At 72.0% G+C, this 16201-nt stretch carries 10 protein-coding genes and 1 pseudogene; 9 read left to right on the forward strand and 2 right to left on the reverse strand.

Annotated features, from left to right (window positions below):
* Nucleotides 1–352 precede the first annotated feature (352 nt).
* From K8F61_RS16435 to K8F61_RS16450, 4 genes are all read left to right on the forward strand, one after another.
* The gene (locus K8F61_RS16435; RefSeq protein WP_067249982.1) at nucleotides 353–2881 is read left to right on the forward strand and encodes an ATP-dependent Clp protease ATP-binding subunit; all 2529 of its coding nucleotides are present in this window, start codon (nucleotides 353–355) and stop codon (nucleotides 2879–2881) included.
* Nucleotides 2882–3120: 239 nt separating this feature from the next.
* On the forward strand, nucleotides 3121–3618 hold the full coding sequence (locus tag K8F61_RS16440) for an amino-acid N-acetyltransferase (protein ID WP_231819899.1): 498 nt from the start codon (nucleotides 3121–3123) through the stop codon (nucleotides 3616–3618).
* A 49-nt stretch (nucleotides 3619–3667) separates the two neighbouring features.
* A complete protein-coding gene (locus K8F61_RS16445; protein WP_231819901.1) occupies nucleotides 3668–4351 on the forward strand; it encodes a hypothetical protein in 684 nt (227 codons plus the stop codon).
* A 204-nt stretch (nucleotides 4352–4555) separates the two neighbouring features.
* On the forward strand, nucleotides 4556–4966 hold the full coding sequence (locus tag K8F61_RS16450) for a dehydrogenase (RefSeq protein WP_231819902.1): 411 nt from the start codon (nucleotides 4556–4558) through the stop codon (nucleotides 4964–4966).
* Nucleotides 4967–5023: 57 nt separating this feature from the next.
* Here the strand turns inward: K8F61_RS16450 and radA are convergent, their stop codons facing one another.
* Nucleotides 5024–6388, reverse strand: coding sequence for a DNA repair protein RadA (gene radA, locus K8F61_RS16455; protein ID WP_219086176.1), 1365 nt, complete (start codon nucleotides 6386–6388; stop codon nucleotides 5024–5026).
* A 327-nt stretch (nucleotides 6389–6715) separates the two neighbouring features.
* Between radA and K8F61_RS16460 the strand changes: the two genes are divergently transcribed.
* The gene (locus tag K8F61_RS16460) at nucleotides 6716–7951 is read left to right on the forward strand and encodes a molybdopterin molybdotransferase MoeA (RefSeq protein ID WP_231819903.1); all 1236 of its coding nucleotides are present in this window, start codon (nucleotides 6716–6718) and stop codon (nucleotides 7949–7951) included.
* Nucleotides 7952–8369: 418 nt separating this feature from the next.
* Here K8F61_RS16460 and K8F61_RS16465 read toward each other — a convergent pair.
* Nucleotides 8370–8864 (reverse strand): annotated as a pseudogene (locus tag K8F61_RS16465) (MogA/MoaB family molybdenum cofactor biosynthesis protein); the annotation flags it as partial.
* Between the two features lie 445 nt (nucleotides 8865–9309).
* Here K8F61_RS16465 and K8F61_RS16470 point away from each other — a divergent pair.
* From K8F61_RS16470 to cydD, 4 genes are all read left to right on the forward strand, one after another.
* Complete coding sequence (locus K8F61_RS16470; protein WP_067250628.1) at nucleotides 9310–9945, forward strand: helix-turn-helix transcriptional regulator; 636 nt, start codon at nucleotides 9310–9312, stop codon at nucleotides 9943–9945.
* Nucleotides 9946–9966: 21 nt separating this feature from the next.
* Nucleotides 9967–11397, forward strand: a complete 1431-nt coding sequence (locus K8F61_RS16475; protein ID WP_231819905.1) for a cytochrome ubiquinol oxidase subunit I — start codon at nucleotides 9967–9969, stop codon at nucleotides 11395–11397.
* Nucleotides 11398–11408: 11 nt separating this feature from the next.
* Nucleotides 11409–12434 carry a cytochrome d ubiquinol oxidase subunit II gene (gene cydB / locus K8F61_RS16480; RefSeq protein ID WP_067250622.1) on the forward strand — a complete coding sequence of 342 codons (1026 nt, stop codon included), beginning with the start codon at nucleotides 11409–11411 and terminating at the stop codon, nucleotides 12432–12434.
* A 172-nt stretch (nucleotides 12435–12606) separates the two neighbouring features.
* Nucleotides 12607–16191 carry a thiol reductant ABC exporter subunit CydD gene (gene cydD / locus K8F61_RS16485; RefSeq protein WP_231819906.1) on the forward strand — a complete coding sequence of 1195 codons (3585 nt, stop codon included), beginning with the start codon at nucleotides 12607–12609 and terminating at the stop codon, nucleotides 16189–16191.
* The last annotated feature ends 10 nt before the right edge of the window (nucleotides 16192–16201 follow it).

The raw sequence follows: 16201 nt of genomic DNA on the forward strand, positions 1-16201 counted from the left end.
CAACGGAAGGACCGCGTTTCGTCTCGCTTCGCTCGCTCAACGACCGATACCTCTCCCGGTCGTTGAGCGAGGAGCGCAGCGACGAGTCGAAACGTGCTGACCGCGTTTCGTCTCGCGGAGACCTGCACTGAGCGAGCGCAGCGAGTCGAAGTGTCGCTCAACGACCGGCGGGGGAGGTTGTCTCGCGCCACTCCGCGCGACGGTCGGAAGCACCCATGCGACGCCGCGCGGCGCCAGGGGGTATGCCGACGGCGAACACGGGCATACGCCGCCCGCGCGCTGGTTACTCTCGATGTACCGGCACGGAAAGTGCCCACGGCCCGTGCAGACGGGCACGCGAACAAGGAGTGACATGTTCGAGAGATTCACCGACCGAGCCCGTCGTGTGGTCGTCCTCGCCCAGGAAGAGGCGAAGATGCTCAACCACAACTACATCGGCACCGAGCACATCCTGCTCGGGCTCATCCACGAGGGCGAGGGCGCCGCCGCCAAGGCGCTGGAGTCGCTGGGGATCTCCCTCGACGCCGTCCGCGAGCAGGTGCAGGACATCATCGGCCAGGGTCAGCAGCAGCCGACCGGGCACATCCCCTTCACCCCGCGGGCCAAGAAGGTCCTGGAGCTGAGCCTGCGCGAGGCGCTGCAGCTCGGCCACAACTACATCGGCACCGAGCACATCCTCCTCGGCCTCATCCGTGAGGGCGAGGGCGTGGCGGCCCAGGTGCTGGTCAAGCTCGGCGCCGACCTGAACAAGGTGCGCCAGCAGGTCATCCAGATGCTGTCCGGGTCGCCCGGGCGCGAGCCCGCGGCCGTCTCCGGCGCCGCGCACGACTCGCAGCAGTCGGCGCAGGGCGGCTCGCAGGTCCTCGACCAGTTCGGTCGCAACCTGACCCAGGCCGCGCGGGACAACAAGCTCGACCCCGTGATCGGGCGCGAGAAGGAGATCGAGCGGGTCATGCAGATCCTGTCCCGCCGCTCCAAGAACAACCCCGTCCTGATCGGCGAGCCCGGCGTCGGCAAGACCGCCGTCGTGGAGGGGCTGGCCCAGGCGATCGTGAAGGGCGATGTCCCCGAGACGCTGAAGGACAAGCAGCTCTACTCGCTGGACCTCGGCTCGCTCATCGCCGGATCCCGCTACCGCGGCGACTTCGAGGAGCGCCTGAAGAAGGTCACCAAGGAGATCCGCACGCGCGGCGACATCATCGTCTTCATCGACGAGATCCACACCCTCGTGGGTGCGGGCGCCGCCGAGGGCGCGATCGACGCGGCCAGCATCCTGAAGCCGCTGCTCGCTCGCGGGGAGCTCCAGACCATCGGCGCCACCACGCTCGACGAGTACCGCAAGCACTTCGAGAAGGACGCCGCGCTGGAGCGCCGGTTCCAGCCGATCCAGGTGCAGGAGCCGAGCCTTCCGCACGCGATCAACATCCTCAAGGGCCTGCGCGACCGCTACGAGGCGCACCACAAGGTGCAGATCACCGACGGCGCGCTCGTCGCCGCGGCGAACCTCGCCGACCGCTACGTGAGCGACCGCTTCCTGCCCGACAAGGCCATCGACCTGATCGACGAGGCGGGCGCACGCCTGCGGCTGTCGATCCTGTCCTCCCCTCCGGAGCTGCGCGAGTTCGACGAGAAGATCGCCAAGGTCCGCGAGGAGAAGGAGGCGGCCAGCGAGGAGCAGGACTTCGAAAAGGCGGCGTCGCTGCGCGACCAGGAGAAGGAGCTGCTCGCCGAGCGGCTGCGCCTGGAGAAGCAGTGGCGTTCCGGTGACGTCGCCACGCAGGCGGTCGTCGACGAGGGCCTGATCGCAGAGGTGCTGGCCCAGGCCACGGGCATCCCGGTGTTCAAGCTCACCGAGGAGGAGTCCAGCCGCCTCGTCTTCATGGAGAAGGCGCTGCACCAGCGCGTCATCGGCCAGGAGGAGGCCATCGCGGCCCTGTCGAAGACGATCCGTCGTCAGCGTGCGGGCCTGAAGGACCCCAAGCGTCCGTCGGGGTCGTTCATCTTCGCCGGTCCCACCGGCGTCGGCAAGACCGAGCTGGCCAAGGCGCTGGCCGAGTTCCTGTTCGACGACGAGGCGGCGCTGATCTCGCTCGACATGAGCGAGTTCGGCGAGAAGCACACGGTCTCCCGCCTGTTCGGCGCGCCTCCCGGATTCGTCGGCTTCGAGGAGGGCGGGCAGCTCACCGAGAAGGTTCGGCGCAAGCCGTTCTCGGTCGTGCTCTTCGACGAGATCGAGAAGGCGCACCCGGACATCTTCAACTCTCTCCTGCAGATCCTCGAGGAGGGTCGTCTCACCGACGGCCAGGGCCGGATCGTGGACTTCAAGAACACCGTGATCATCATGACCACCAACCTCGGTGCGCGTGACATCGCGGGCGGTCCCGTCGGGTTCCAGATCGAGGGAGACAACTCCACCAGCTACGAGCGGATGAAGGGCAAGGTGAACGAGGAGCTGAAGCGCAACTTCAAGCCCGAGTTCCTGAACCGTGTCGACGACATCATCGTGTTCCCGCAGCTGTCGAAGACGGAGCTCATCCAGATCGTGGACCTCTTCACGAAGCGTCTGGGCGAGCGTCTGCTGGACCGCGACATGACGATCGAGCTGTCCCAGGCCGCCAAGGAGCGCCTCATCGAGGTCGGCTTCGACCCGGCGCTCGGGGCCCGGCCGCTGCGCCGCGCGATGCAGCACGAGGTCGAGGACCGGCTCAGCGAGAAGATCCTGCACGGCGAGCTGGACTCCGGCGACCACGTGAAGGTCGACTTCGCGGACGGCGAGTTCCAGTTCGAGCACGGCCCGCGGGGCGAGCGCGTCTCGGTCGGCGTGAACACCGGCGGCGACATCTCGGCCACCCCGGACCTGGCGGTCGCCAGCGGCGAGTGATCCCGGATCGACGACGAAGGGGCGGATGCTTCGGCATCCGCCCCTTCGTCGTCTCCGGTCGAGTATCGAGTGGTCACTTTCTGTGGGTTGCGCGGCTCTGAACCCACAGAAACTGACCACTCGATCGGGGGCAGCGGCGATGCGGAGCGTCTGCTGTGCGGACGAGAGGCGGACGAGAGGCGGCCGGGGCGGGGTCGTCCTGCACGGGCGACGCGGCTGCCGGTTCTAGGCTGGATGACGTGAGCTACACCGTCCGCGCCGCGCGCAGCACCGACATCCTCGGCATCCACGGACTGCTGGAGCCGTTGGTGGAGCGACGCATCCTGCTCGGCAAGGACCTCGCGGTGCTCTACGGGGCGGTCCAGGAGTTCGTGGTCGCGGAGCAGGACGGCGAGCTGATCGGCTGCGGAGCCCTGCACGTCATGTGGGAGGATCTCGGCGAGGTGCGCACGCTGCTCGTGCGCGAGGACTGGCTGCGGCACGGCGTCGGCCGGCGGATCGTGGAGCGGTTGGAGGAGAACGCGCGCGGTCTCGGGCTCACGCGCCTCTTCTGTCTCACCTTCGAGGTGGACTTCTTCACCCGTCGCGGATTCGAGCCCATCGGCGAACAGGTCGTGGATCCCGATGTGTACGCGCAGCTGCTGCGCAGCGGCGACGAGGGGGTCGCGGAGTTCCTCGACCTGGCCCACGTCAAGCCCAACACGCTCGGCAACACGCGGATGCTCAAGCGGCTGTGACCGGGGCGTCGCATGTCGTCGGAGCCTCGGCTCGACGTAGCCTGGAGCCATGAACCCCCGTCAGTCCGCTGCGGTCTACCGTCGCCGCAGGATCGTGTTCTTCGGCGGGGTCATCGTGGTCCTCGCGATCCTGGTCGTCCTCGTCTGGTCCCTGATCGCCCGATCCTGGTCCGAGGGCTCCGGTCCGACTCCGGCGCCGAGCGCGTCCTCGTCCGCGTCTCCGGACCCGGCGACGAGCACCGCGCCCCCGGCCGCCGGCGGAGCGGGCGCGGAGACGAGCCCGCCGGCCTCGGAGGGCGCGACACCACCGCCGGAGGACGGGACCGGCGCATGTCAGGCGGCCGGGATCGCCGTCGCGGCGGTCACGGACGCCTCGTCCTACGGCCCCGACGTGCAGCCGCAGCTCTCGATCTCGCTCACGAACACGGGCGCCCAGGACTGCACGATCAACGTCGGGACGACGCAGCAGCGCTTCGAGATCAAGAGCGGCGACGACGTGTGGTGGCGATCGACCGACTGCCAGCAGAACCCCAGCGACATGGTGGTGACCCTCAAGGCGGGATCCACCGTCACCAGCTCTCAGCCCGTGGCCTGGGACCGCACGCGATCCACGCCCGAGACGTGCGGATCGGCGGAGCGTCAGCGGGCCCCCGGGGGCGGGGCGACCTATCACCTGAGCGTGTCGATCGGCGGGTTCGACAGCGCGCAGAGCACGGCGTTCACACTGGAGTGACGCCGCGCACGCGATGACAGCGGCGTTTGTTTGGGATACCATGGATCTAGCCTCCGCGCATCGGGCGGCAGCCATCCCCAGTGGCGTCGAATCCCCGCGTCCCCAGCGCATCGACATTCGCCGCTTCCGGAGGTTTCAGGAACCCCTCGACGCCCAGTCCCCAAAATGAGCGTTCGGGGGGTTCCGTTCTCCTAGGCTGGGAGGATGGCCGCGAAGAAGGCGAAGAAGAAGGCGCCCGCTCCCGAGGCGTTCCGATCCGAGGCGCTGGCTCATGCCCTCGAGAAGCAGGACATGGCGGCGGTCGCCCTGGCGCTGCGCAACGGCAACACGGTCGTCCCGCTCATCCGTCCGGGCGCGCGCGACAACCCGCTCGACGGCGGCGAGGTCTGGACCTACCGGGACCCCTCCACCGGGGACGTGGCGCTCCTGCTGTTCAGCGACGCAGCCCACAAGCCGGCGAACCTGCCGCCGGGCGTGGGCATCTACTCGCCGGCCTGGCTGCGCTCGTTCCTGACGACGCACCGGGACACGATCACGACCGTGTTCCTCGACATCGCGGGCCCGCATCCCATGCAGGCGCCGCCGGACGAGCTCCTGCGCGCCCTCGAGGTCTGAGTCCTCCACGCCGGACCGTCGGTCCCAGACCGTGAGCGGAACCAGGCGGTGAACAGGTCAGAACGCGGGGACCTCGGCCTCGCGGCGGGGAGCGGTCCTCGCGCGGACGTCGTCGATCGCGGCGCGCAGCGTCCCGGATCGGTCGTCGATCACGTGCGCGTATCCGAGCCGCGCGGCCTCGGCCCGGCGCTGCGCCGCCTGGGTGACCGGCCGGACCTCGCCCGCGAGACTCAGCTCGCCCACGGCGGCGAGCGTCCTCGGCACCGCGCTGTTGGCCAGCGTTCCCGCGACGGCGATCGCGATGGCGAGATCCGCGGCGGGCTCCGTGAAGCGCACCCCGCCCACCGTCGACACGTACACGTCCTTGTCGCTGGTCTTCACGCCGGCGCGGCGTTCGAGCACGGCGAGCACCATCGCCACCCGTGACGCGTCCAGGCCGTTGACCACGCGGCGGGGGTTCGGGGCGGTGCTCGGGATCGTCAGCGCCTGCACCTCGACGGGCAGGGCGCGACGCCCCTCCAGGGCGATGGCCACGCACGTTCCGGGCTCCGGGCGCCCGTGCGAGAGGAAGAGGCTGCTCGGATCCGGAACCTCGGCGATGCCGTCGCCGGTCATCTCGAAGCACCCCACCTCGTCGGTCGGCCCGAAGCGGTTCTTCAGAGCCCGCACGAAGCGCAGGGCGGTCTGCCGGTCGCCCTCGAAGTGGCACACGACGTCGACGAGGTGCTCCAGGACGCGTGGTCCGGCGACCTGGCCGTCCTTGGTGACGTGACCGACGATCACGATCGGCAGGTCCCGTTCCTTGGCGATGCGGATCAGCGCGGAGGCGACCTCCCGCACCTGACTGGGCTGGCCGGCCGCGCCGTCGACGAGCGCCGAGGCCACGGTCTGCACGGAATCGACGATCACCAGGTCGGGCGCGACCTCGTCGATGTGTCCGAGGACCGTCGCGAGATCGGTCTCGCTGGCGAGGTAGAGCTCGTCGTGCAGCGCGCCCGTGCGCTCCGCGCGGAGGCGGACCTGCGCGGTAGACTCCTCGGCGCTGGCGTAGAGGACGCGACGGCCGGCGCGGGCGCTCGCCGCGGCGACCTCGAGCAGAAGGGTGGACTTGCCGACGCCGGGCTCCCCGCTGAGCAGGATCGCGGCTCCGGGGACGATCCCGCCGCCGAGGACCCGATCGAACTCGGCGACGCCGGTCGAGCGCCGCGGAGACTCCTGCGTGGTCACCGCCGTGATCGGCCGCGCCTGGCGTCCGGCGACCGGGGCGACCGCGGACACCTGGCGGACGATCCCGCTGCGAGCGGCCTGCTCGACGACCGTGCCCCACTGCTGGCACTCGCCGCAGCGGCCGACCCACTTCACGGTCGTCCAACCGCATTCCGAGCAGACGTACGCGGCGGGGGCGGGACGACGGGTGGCCATGGATTCAGGCTATCCGCCCCCTCCGACGTCGCGCCGCGCGCGGTCGGGTAGGGAGGGGGCTTGTTCGTGTCGCGGGTTCAGGCAGTCGCGTCAGGTCAGGCGGATCGTGGTGGCGCAGGCCTGATCTGGCGCGTTCGCCTGTTTCGGCGTGGCCGTGGGGTGGCTCGGACGGGGTGCGCCGGTCGTGGGCCGGTCGCGGGGTGGCCGCTTGTTCGTGTCACGGGTTCAGGCACTCGCGCCAGGTCAGGCGGGTTATGGTGGCGCAGGCCTGATCTGGTGCGTTCGCCTGAACCCGCGCGGGAGGGTCGGGGTGGGTAGCCTCGGAGGATGAGCGACTTCCGCAGCGTCGAGGAGCAGCAGCTTCGCATCCTCGACCGCATCACCCGGGCCGCCGTCCGCGCTGTCCCGCTCGCCGAGGCCGCGGGGCGCACCCTGGCCGAGGACGCGCAGGCGCGCAGCGCGGTCCCTCCCTTCGACAACTCCGCGATGGACGGGTTTGCCGTGCGATTCGAGGACGTCGCGAACGCCTCGGCGGACGAGCCGGTGAGGCTGCGGGTGGTCGCGGACGTCCCGGCGGGCAGCGATCTCGATCCCGAGATGCCGGCCGGGTCGGCGGTGCGCATCATGACCGGCGCCCCCGTGCCGTCCGCCGCCGATGCGATCGTGCCTTTCGAGGACACCGAGGGCGGGCTGGCGGACTCCCTGGACACGGCCGTGGTGCGCCGTGCGCCGCGGGCCGCCGGAACGTTCGTGCGCCGTGCCGGAGACGACGTCGCCCCCGGCGATCGCGTGCTTCCCGCAGGGACGCTCCTCGGCGCGCGTCAGCTCGGCGCGCTCGCCTCGGCAGGGATCGCCGAGGTCCGCGTCTCCGAGCGTCCTCGCGTCGCGATCGTCTCGACCGGATCCGAGCTCGTGACGCCCGGAAGCCCGCTGTCTCGCGGACGGATCCCGGACTCCAACGGCATCCTGCTCGCGGCCCTCGCCGAGGACGCCGAGGCAGAGGTCGTCCTCCGGGTCGTGGTGGACGACGAGGGTGCGGGGCCCGCCGAGGCCGTGCGCGAGGCGCGGACACACGGCGCCGAGGTCGTCGTCTTCTCCGGCGGGGTGAGCGCGGGCGCGTACGAGGTCGTGCGCCAGACCCTCGCCGCCGACATGGAGTTCGTCCGGATCGCGATGCAGCCGGGCAAGCCGCAGGGCTTCGGGGTCACGGAGGACGGCCTCCTGCTCTTCGGGCTGCCGGGCAACCCGGTCAGCGCCGCGGTATCCTTCGAGGTGTTCGTGCGCCCGGCGCTGCTGGCGATGCAGGGACGCACGGCGGTGCACCGTCCTCTGTTGCGTCTGCCGGCCGCGGTCGAGTGGGGCACGCCGCCCGGCCGGCGTCAGTACCTGCCGGCGGTGATCGACCGGAGCGACCCCGCGGCGCCGCGGGTACGTCCGGCCACGGGCGGCGGATCCGGCTCGCACCTGGCCGTGGGGCTGGGCGCGGCGGAGGCGTACGCGATCGTCCCCGCCGAGGTGGAGCGCGTGTCGGGCGGCGACCTCGTGGACGTCATGGAGCTCTGAGCTCCCGTCCGGCCTGGCGGGGTCGCGGGCCCATCCGGATCGGACCTGACGTCGTTCGGGTGGCACCTCGGATCCATCTCGCCGAAACCCCCTCTCCGCGTCGATACCCCCTCGTATTCACGTATCTGCGAGGGGGTATCGGCGCTGGGAGGGGGTTTCGCGCGAGTAGTTGTCGGTCCCAAGCGGATCCTGCGGTCGGTACCGGGAGTCGTTCGGGGTGCCTCTTCGAACCCACTTCCGTCGGTACCCCCTCTCCGCGTCGATACCCCCTCGTATTCACGTATTTACGAGGGGGTTTCGGCTCTTCGAGGGGGTTTCGCGGTCAGGGGCAGGGACGGAACGGCGGCACGGGACGGGAGAAGACCTGGGCGGGACGGGAGGAGACCTGGGCGGGACGGGAGGAGACCTGGACGGGGCAGTGGTCCCCGCCCGTGAGCTGGTCGAGAGCGTGGCGGGCGAGGGAGAGCACGAGCGGCATGCCCTCGGCGACGGCCTTGGGGGAACCGGGGAGGTTCACGATCAGCGCCGTGCCGGACACCCCGGCGACGCCGCGCGAGAGGAGAGCGCCGGGCGCGACCGCGGCGGACTGGCGGCGCAGCTCCTCGGCGATCCCCGGGAGCGTCCGGTCGATGACCCGCATCGTCCCCTCGGGGGTCTGATCCCGCGGCGCGATCCCGGTGCCGCCGGAGGTGACGACGAGCCGCGCGCCGCCGGCGAGCAGCCGGCGAAGACCCGCAGCGACGCTGTCGGCACCGTCCGCCACGACGAGGGCGTCGTCGCAGGCGAAGCCCGAGGCGCGCAGGGCGGCGACCGCGACGGGACCCGCGTCGTCCGGGCGCTCACCTGCGGCGGAGCGGTCGGACACCGTCAGCACGGCGGCGCGCACGGCGTCGTGCGGAGTCGTGTCGGTCATCCCGTCAGCCTAGCCAGCCGCACGCCGCCCGCCTCCGTGCGGTCGCTCGCCGCTCGTCCCGGCCTCGGCACACGCGTCCTCTCGCCCGCGACCGGAGGCGCTTGTCGAGTGGTCAGTTTCTGTGGGTTGACGGCCGCGCAACCCACAGAAACTGACCACTCGACAACGGGGACCCGAGAGCGCACGGCTCGGCGCGGCGGCGCGGGCGCGTCGGCGCAGCGACGCAGCGGGGCGGACGCGTCGGCTCGACACGGCACGGCAGCGCGCGCGGCGGGGCGCGGCGGGGCGCGCGGCGGGGCGCGGCGGGGAGGGCGGGGCACGGCGGGGCGCGCGGAGGGCGCGCATCCGGAAGGGGAATCGTCACGATCAGCAATACCTATCGGAAGCGCGATTATTCACGGCCCGAAGCCTCAGAAGGCGTCCGTGGCCTGGCAATAATGGAGCCATGGCCAACGGTGCGCCCGTTTGCGGGCCGATCTCCAGCTACTCCCGGGTGCGGATCTTGCACCTGGTGCAGTCGCGGTCCCCGCGCACGATCGGCGAGCTGACCGAGGCCACCGGGCTCCACGCCAACACGATCCGCGAGCACCTGCAGCGGCTCATCGAGGGCGGGTACGTGATCCAGAGCACCGAGCGCCGGACGACTCGAGGCCGCCCCCGGACGCTCTACAGCGCCGCCACCGGCGCCCCGGACGCGTCCAGCCCGGTCGCCCGCAGGAAGGTGTCCGCCGCGGCCGAGCGGGGCGATCTCATGCGGCGCCTCCTCCGAACCGAGGGGTCGGAGCTGGGACGCGAGGCCACCTACCAGCTCGACGCGCTCGTCGAGCACCTCGAGGAGAGCGGATTCGAGCCGGTCGTCGCCGACGACGGCCTGCGGGTCGAGCTCACCCCGTGCCCGCACGCGGCCGCCCGGCCCGAGCACCGGCCGGTGCTGTGCCAGGTCCACCTGGGGCTCATGCAGGGCGTGCTCGCCGAGGCGGGCGGCCCGCTGTCGGCCGAGTGCGTGCGCGCGGCCGACCGGCCCGAGGAATGCACCGTGCAGCTGACCACCGAGCTGCTGACCGCCGCAGCGCGCGGCTGACGGACGAGGAAGGAGCAGCACATGGAATGGCTCGACCCGCTGGTGCTCTCACGCTGGCAGTTCGGACTGACGACGGTGTACCACTACCTGTTCGTCCCGCTGACGATCGGGATGGCCACGGTCACCGCGATCTTCCAGACGATGTGGGTGCGCACCGCCAAGATCGAGTACCTGCACCTCACCCGCCTGTTCGCGAAGATCTTCCTCATCAACTTCGCCATGGGCGTGGTCACCGGCATCGTGCAGGAGTTCCAGTTCGGGATGAACTGGTCCGACTACTCCCGCTTCGTCGGCGACGTGTTCGGCGCCCCGCTCGCGTTCGAGGGACTGCTGGCCTTCTTCTTCGAGGCGACGTTCATCGGGCTGTGGATCTTCGGGTGGGACAAGCTCCCGCCGAAGCTGCACCTCGCCACGATCTGGTGCGTGGTCGTCGGGTCGATCCTCTCCGCGTACTTCATCATCGCGGCCAACGCGTTCATGCAGAACCCGGTCGGATACGAGTACAACGCCGCCACCAACCGCGCCGAGCTCGTCGACTTCGGGGCGCTGCTGACCAACCCGGTGGCCGTGACCGCGTTCCCGCACACCATCTTCGGCGCGTTCATGTTCGCCGCCGGTGTCGTGATCTCCACCTCCGCCTGGCACCTGTACCGCGGGCAGCACACGTCGACGATGCGGATCTCGCTGCGCTTCGGCCTGTGGGCGATGCTCGTCTCCACCGCGGGGGTGGTCCTCACGGGCGACCAGCTGGGCCTGGCGATGTACGCGACGCAGCCGATGAAGATGGCGGCCGCCGAGGCGACGTTCAACACCGTGTGCGGCAAGGATGCGGCCTTCAGCCTCTTCACGCTCGGCACCCCGGACGGGAAGACGGACCTCTTCTCCATCCGGGTTCCCTACCTGCTGTCGCTGCTGTCCACGCACACCGTCGACGGCTGCGTGCACGGCATCAACGATCTGAACGCCGAGTACGCGGAGCGGTTCGCGGACACCGGCCTGACCGAGTTCACCCCGATCCTCTGGGTCACCTACTGGGCGTTCCGCTGGATGATCGGGCTCGGCATGCTCCACGCCTTCATCGCCCTCGTGGGCCTCTGGGTCACGCGCAAGAGCGCGAAGAGCGAGCCGGCCGCGTGGATGTGGAAGATCGCGATCTGGTCCTACCCGCTCGCCCTCGGCGCGAACATCGTCGGCTGGGTCTTCACCGAGATGGGCAGGCAGCCCTGGATCGTGTTCAGCCTCATGACGACGCGCGACGGCGTCTCGCCCGGCGTCAGCGGGGTCGAGGTCCTGATCTCTCTCATCTGCTTTACCGCCATCTACGCCGCGCTCGCCGTGGTGGAGGTCGCGCTCATCATCCGCGCCGCCCAGAAGGGGCCGGACACCACCGAGAAGCCCGCGGACGCGGACGAGGCCGGAACCCCCGGCGGCGTCTCGTCGGTCGTCTACTGAGGAGGATGGTCATGGATCTCGCATACCTCTGGTTCTGGATCGTCGCGTTCCTCTTCGTCGGCTACTTCGTGCTCGATGGGTTCGACTTCGGCGTCGGGATGTCGCTGCCGTTCCTCGGCAAGGACGATGTCTCCCGTCGGCAGATCATCAACACCATCGGGCCGGTCTGGGATCTCAATGAGACCTGGGTGATCGTGGCCGGCGCGTGCCTGTTCGCGTCGTTCCCGGAGTGGTACGCATCGCTGTTCAGCGGGTTCTACCTGCCGCTGCTGATCATCCTGCTGGCCCTGATCCTGCGGGGCGTGTCGTTCGAGTACCGGCACCAGCGCGACGACCCGCGCTGGAAGCGCCGCTTCGACACGATGATCGTCGTGGGCTCCGCCGTCCCGGCCCTGCTGTGGGGCGTGGCGTTCGGCAACATCGTGCAGGGCGTCCCGCTAAACGAGGACCACGTCTTCACGGGGAGCCTGTTCACGCTCCTGAACCCGTACGGCCTGCTCGTCGGCGTCACGACGCTCCTGCTGTTCTTCCTGCACGGTGTGACGTTCGTCGCGCTGAAGACGGACGGGCCGGTGCGCGAGAACGCCCGACGCCTGGCGCTGCGTGCGTCGCTCCCGACCGTGCTCGCCGCGGCGGCGACGGTGGTCTGGACGATCGTGATCGCGGCCGGACGCCCGTCGCTGCTCGCGATGGTCGTCGTCTTCGGCGCGCTCGCCGCGGTCGCGCTGCTCGCCTCGGTGCTGTTCACCGCCCGCGGGCGCGAGGGCTGGGCGTTCGTCGCGGGGATGGTCACGACCCTCGCCGCGGTCGTCATGCTCTTCGGGGCGCTCTTCCCGAACGTCCTGCCGTCGACGACGGATCCGGCCTTCGGCCTGACGATCGAGAACGCGTCCAGCACGCCCTACACGCTCCAGATCATGACGTGGACCGCGCTCATCGCGATGCCGCTCGTTCTCGCCTACCAGGCGTGGACGTACTGGGTCTTCCGCAAGCGCGTGACCCGGACGTCGATCGAGGCGGCGCCGGCGCACGCGTGAGACCCGGGGACGCGGGATGGCCCGGACGGCCGGCGTCGTCGTCCGGGCGCGGGGACGCATCCCGCGCAAGAGGGGGCGCCGCCCGCGTCGTGGGACCCGTTCTCCCTGACGGGCTCCCGCGACGCGGGTGCGGTGTCGCGGGTTCCGGTGACGGAACGGGGAGGATCGAGGGATGAAGCCCGTCGACCCGCGTCTGCTCCGGTACGCGCCCGCCGCGCGGACCTGGCTGGTCGTCTCCGCGGGGATCGCGCTCGCGCAGACGGCGGTCACGCTGGCGTTCGCGTGGATCGTGGCGGCGGCGATCACGGCGGTCGCCGAGCAGCGCCCGCTGGCGGACGGCTCGCTCCTCGCGCTCGCGGGCGTCGTCCTCGTCCGCGGCGGGCTGGTCTGGGCGTCGGAGGCGTGGGGTGCGCGGGCCGCGGCGCGCACGGGCATGCAGCTGCGGGAGGCGCTGCTGGACGCGATCCGGCGCCGGGGCCCGGAGTGGCTCGCCCGCCGGAACCAGGCGGCTCTGGCCGTCACGGCGGGGCACGGTCTGGACGCCCTGGACCCGTACTTCGCCCGCTACATCCCGCAACTGGTCCTCACCGCGATCGCGACCCCGGTGATCGTCCTCGTGATGTGGCTGGAGGACTGGCCGAGCGGGCTCACGGCGATCGTGACGCTCCCGCTCATCCCGATCTTCCTCATCCTCATCGGCATCGCCACCCGCACCGTGCAGCGGCGTCAGCTCCGTGTGCTCCAGCAGCTCGCGGCCCGCTTCGCCGACACGGTGCAGGGACTGGCCACGCTGCGCGTGTTCGGGCGCGAGCGGCGGGCGGCGGCGCGCATGCGCGAGACCGCAGAGCAGTATCGGCGCGAGACGATGAGGGTCCTGCGCTACTCGTTCCTGTCCGGGTTCTCCCTGGAGCTGCTGTCCTCGCTCGCCGTCGCGCTCATCGCGGTGTCCGTCGGATTCCGCCTCCTCGCCGGGGAGATCGAGCTCGGCCCTGGCCTGTTCGTGCTGCTCCTGGCCCCGGAAGCGTTCCTGCCGCTGCGGCAGGTGGGCGTGCAGTTCCACGCCGCCGCTGAAGGGGTGGCCGCCACCGAGGACGTCTTCGCCGTGCTGGACGAGGATCGCCCGGCGGCCGCGTCGGCGTCCGCGTCGGCGGCGTCGGGACACTCCCGCGACGCGGCCCGCTCCCCGGGCGCGTCCGGCGCGACGCACCCCGCCCCGGCCGGACCGCCCGCGGACCCGCTGCTCGTCGTCGCGGATGCACGCGTCCGCCGCGGGGACCGGATCCTCCCCGCCGTGTCGCTGACGGTGGCGGCGGGCGAGATCGTCCTCGTCGAGGGGCCCAGTGGAGCCGGGAAGTCGAGCCTGCTGGCGGCGCTGCGCGGGGTCGCGCCCTTCGAGGGGCGGATCAGCTGGGCGGGCCGCGACGTCCGGACGCTCGACGCGTCGTCCTGGCTGGCGTGGGCCGGGCAACGACCGGGACTGGTGCGCGGCACGGTCGCCGAGAACGTGGCACTGGGCGAGGCGAGGCCCGACGCCGGCAGGGTGCGCGCGGCCCTGGACGCCGCCGGCGCCCCCGAGCTGGACCCGGACACGTCGCTGGGGGTGCAGGGTGCGGGGCTGTCCGGCGGGCAGGCCCAGCGCGTCGCCGTGGCGCGCGCGGTGCACCGGCTCGGCTCGGGGGCGGAGGTGCTGGCCCTCGACGAACCGTCCAGCGCGCTCGACGCCGAGACCGAGGAGGCCCTGTGGCAGAGCCTGCGCGCCCTCGCGGACGCAGGCACGGCGATCCTCCTCGTCTCCCATCGACCCTCTGCGCGGGCGATCGCCGATCGCATCGTCGTCCTTGCGCCGGATGCTCCCGCGCTGCGGGAGAGCGGTCCCGTCGTTCCGGCCCCGACCGTGGGACCCGCGGCGGCGGCCGCGCCGGCCACGTCCGCCGCCGAGCCCGCGCCCGCCGCGGAGACCGCGCCGGCCGCGGTCGGCGCGCGGCCCCCCGTCCCGGCCAGCCCGGCACCGTGGGTGGAGGAGGGGCGCGCGTCGCGCTCCGGACCGGATCCCGCCGCCGAGGCACCGCTGGACACCTCGGTCCGCGGGATCCTGCGGGCGGCCATGCCGCCGATGCGCCGGTTCCTCCCCGCCCTCGTCTCCGCCGTGCTGTCGGCCGCCGCCGCCGTCTGCCTGCTGCTGGTGAGCGGCTGGCTCATCGTCAGCGCCTCGCTCGTGGACTCCCTCGTGCCGCTGTCGGTCGCCGTCGTCGGCGTGCGGTTCTTCGCCGTCTCGCGCGCGGTCTTCCGCTACCTGGAGCGGATCGCGGGCCACGATGCGGCGCTGCGCCGGCTCGCGGACCTGCGCGCCTCGATCGTGCGTCGGCTGATCCCGCTGTCACCGGCCGGGCTCGGACGCACCGACCGCGGATCCGTCCTGTCCGCGCTCGTCGACGATGTGGAGAACCTGCAGAACCTCCCGCTGCGCGTCGTGCTGCCGCTGGTGTCCGGCGGCGTGGTCGCGGTGGCCTCGGTCGCGGTGATGGCCGTCGTCTCGCCCGCCGCCGCGGGCGCGCTCGCCGTCTGCCTGGTGCTCGCCGCGGTCGTCGCGGTGCTCGTCGGACGCGTGCTCGGGGATCGGGCGGAGCGCGCGGTCTCCGCGCGCCGCGCCGCGCTCGCCGGTGCGCTCGTGGACGACATGGCCTCGGCCGACGTGCTCCGCGCGTTCGGGGTCCAGGAGGCGTCGCGCGCGCGCATCCGGGCCGCCGACGAGGCTCTTCGTGACACGGTCTCGCGGGCCGCCCGCGCGCAGGCCGCCTCGGCCGGGGCGGTGTCCGTGGCCGCAGGCCTCGCCTCCCTGTGGGCGATCGCGGTGGCGGTGCCGGGTCTTCCCGGCGGCGCGGTCGATGCGCCGTGGTTCGCGGTGGCGGTGCTCCTGCCGATGGCGGTGTTCGACGTGTTCGGCGCGGTTCCGCAGGCCGCGTCGTCCTGGCGCGGGGTGCGGGCAGGCGCGCAGCGCATCCACGCGCTGCTGCCGGCAGAGCTGCCCGCGCAGATCCGTGCGGACGAGCCGGGCTCCACGGGCGTCGTGACGCCGGCTCCTCCCGCCGCCTCGCCCGTGACCCGTCCGCCCGCGCTGCGGGTGCGGGGTCTGCGTGCGGGGTGGCCTGGGGCGCAGCGCCCGGCGCTGACCGGGGTCGATCTCGATCTGGGACCGGGCGAGCGGGTCCTCGTGACCGGGGCGAGCGGAGCGGGGAAGTCCACTCTCGCCGCCGCGCTCGTCGGGTTCCTCGCCGCCGAGGGGGAGTACCGCGTGGGCGACGAGGACGCCGCACGGATGCCCGGCCCCGCCCTGCGCGCGGTCGTCGGGCTGTGCGAGCAGGATCCCCAGCTCTTCGACGAGGACATCCGTCAGAACCTGCTGTTCGCCCGGGACACGGCGAGCGACGAGGAGCTCCTCGCGGTGCTGGAGAGGGTCGGGCTCGGAGACTGGGTGCGCGAGCGCGGCGGCCTCGACGCGCGTGTCGGAGAGCGCGGCGGGCTCGTCTCCGGCGGGCAGGCGCAGCGCATCGCCCTGGCTCGGGCGCTGCTGCGCGGATTCCCGATCCTGGTCCTCGACGAGCCGACGGCGGGTGTCGACCCGGCGACGTCGGAGGCGCTGCTGGACGACCTCCTGGGAGCCGCCGGCGACCAGTCCGTCCTCCTCATCTCCCACGTCGCGCCGCCCGAGGGGCGCATCGACCGCGTGGTCCGCCTTCAGGATGGGCGTACCGCCTGAGCGGTCCGGT

It is taken from the genome of Microbacterium resistens, assembly GCF_021172025.1.
GTDB lineage: Bacteria > Actinomycetota > Actinomycetes > Actinomycetales > Microbacteriaceae > Microbacterium > Microbacterium resistens.

Excerpts from the sequence above, each read along its gene's own strand:
- K8F61_RS16475 (WP_231819905.1), top strand. The coding sequence starts at position 9,967 with ATGGAATGGCTCGACCCGCTGGTGCTCTCACGCTGGCAGTTCGGACTG.
- K8F61_RS16435 (WP_067249982.1), top strand. The coding sequence starts at position 353 with ATGTTCGAGAGATTCACCGACCGAGCCCGTCGTGTGGTCGTCCTCGCC.
- cydB (WP_067250622.1), top strand. The coding sequence starts at position 11,409 with ATGGATCTCGCATACCTCTGGTTCTGGATCGTCGCGTTCCTCTTCGTC.
- K8F61_RS16445 (WP_231819901.1), top strand. The coding sequence starts at position 3,668 with ATGAACCCCCGTCAGTCCGCTGCGGTCTACCGTCGCCGCAGGATCGTG.
- K8F61_RS16450 (WP_231819902.1), top strand. The coding sequence starts at position 4,556 with ATGGCCGCGAAGAAGGCGAAGAAGAAGGCGCCCGCTCCCGAGGCGTTC.
- cydD (WP_231819906.1), top strand. The coding sequence starts at position 12,607 with ATGAAGCCCGTCGACCCGCGTCTGCTCCGGTACGCGCCCGCCGCGCGG.
- radA (WP_219086176.1), bottom strand. The coding sequence starts at position 6,388 with ATGGCCACCCGTCGTCCCGCCCCCGCCGCGTACGTCTGCTCGGAATGC.
- K8F61_RS16460 (WP_231819903.1), top strand. The coding sequence starts at position 6,716 with ATGAGCGACTTCCGCAGCGTCGAGGAGCAGCAGCTTCGCATCCTCGAC.
- K8F61_RS16470 (WP_067250628.1), top strand. The coding sequence starts at position 9,310 with ATGGCCAACGGTGCGCCCGTTTGCGGGCCGATCTCCAGCTACTCCCGG.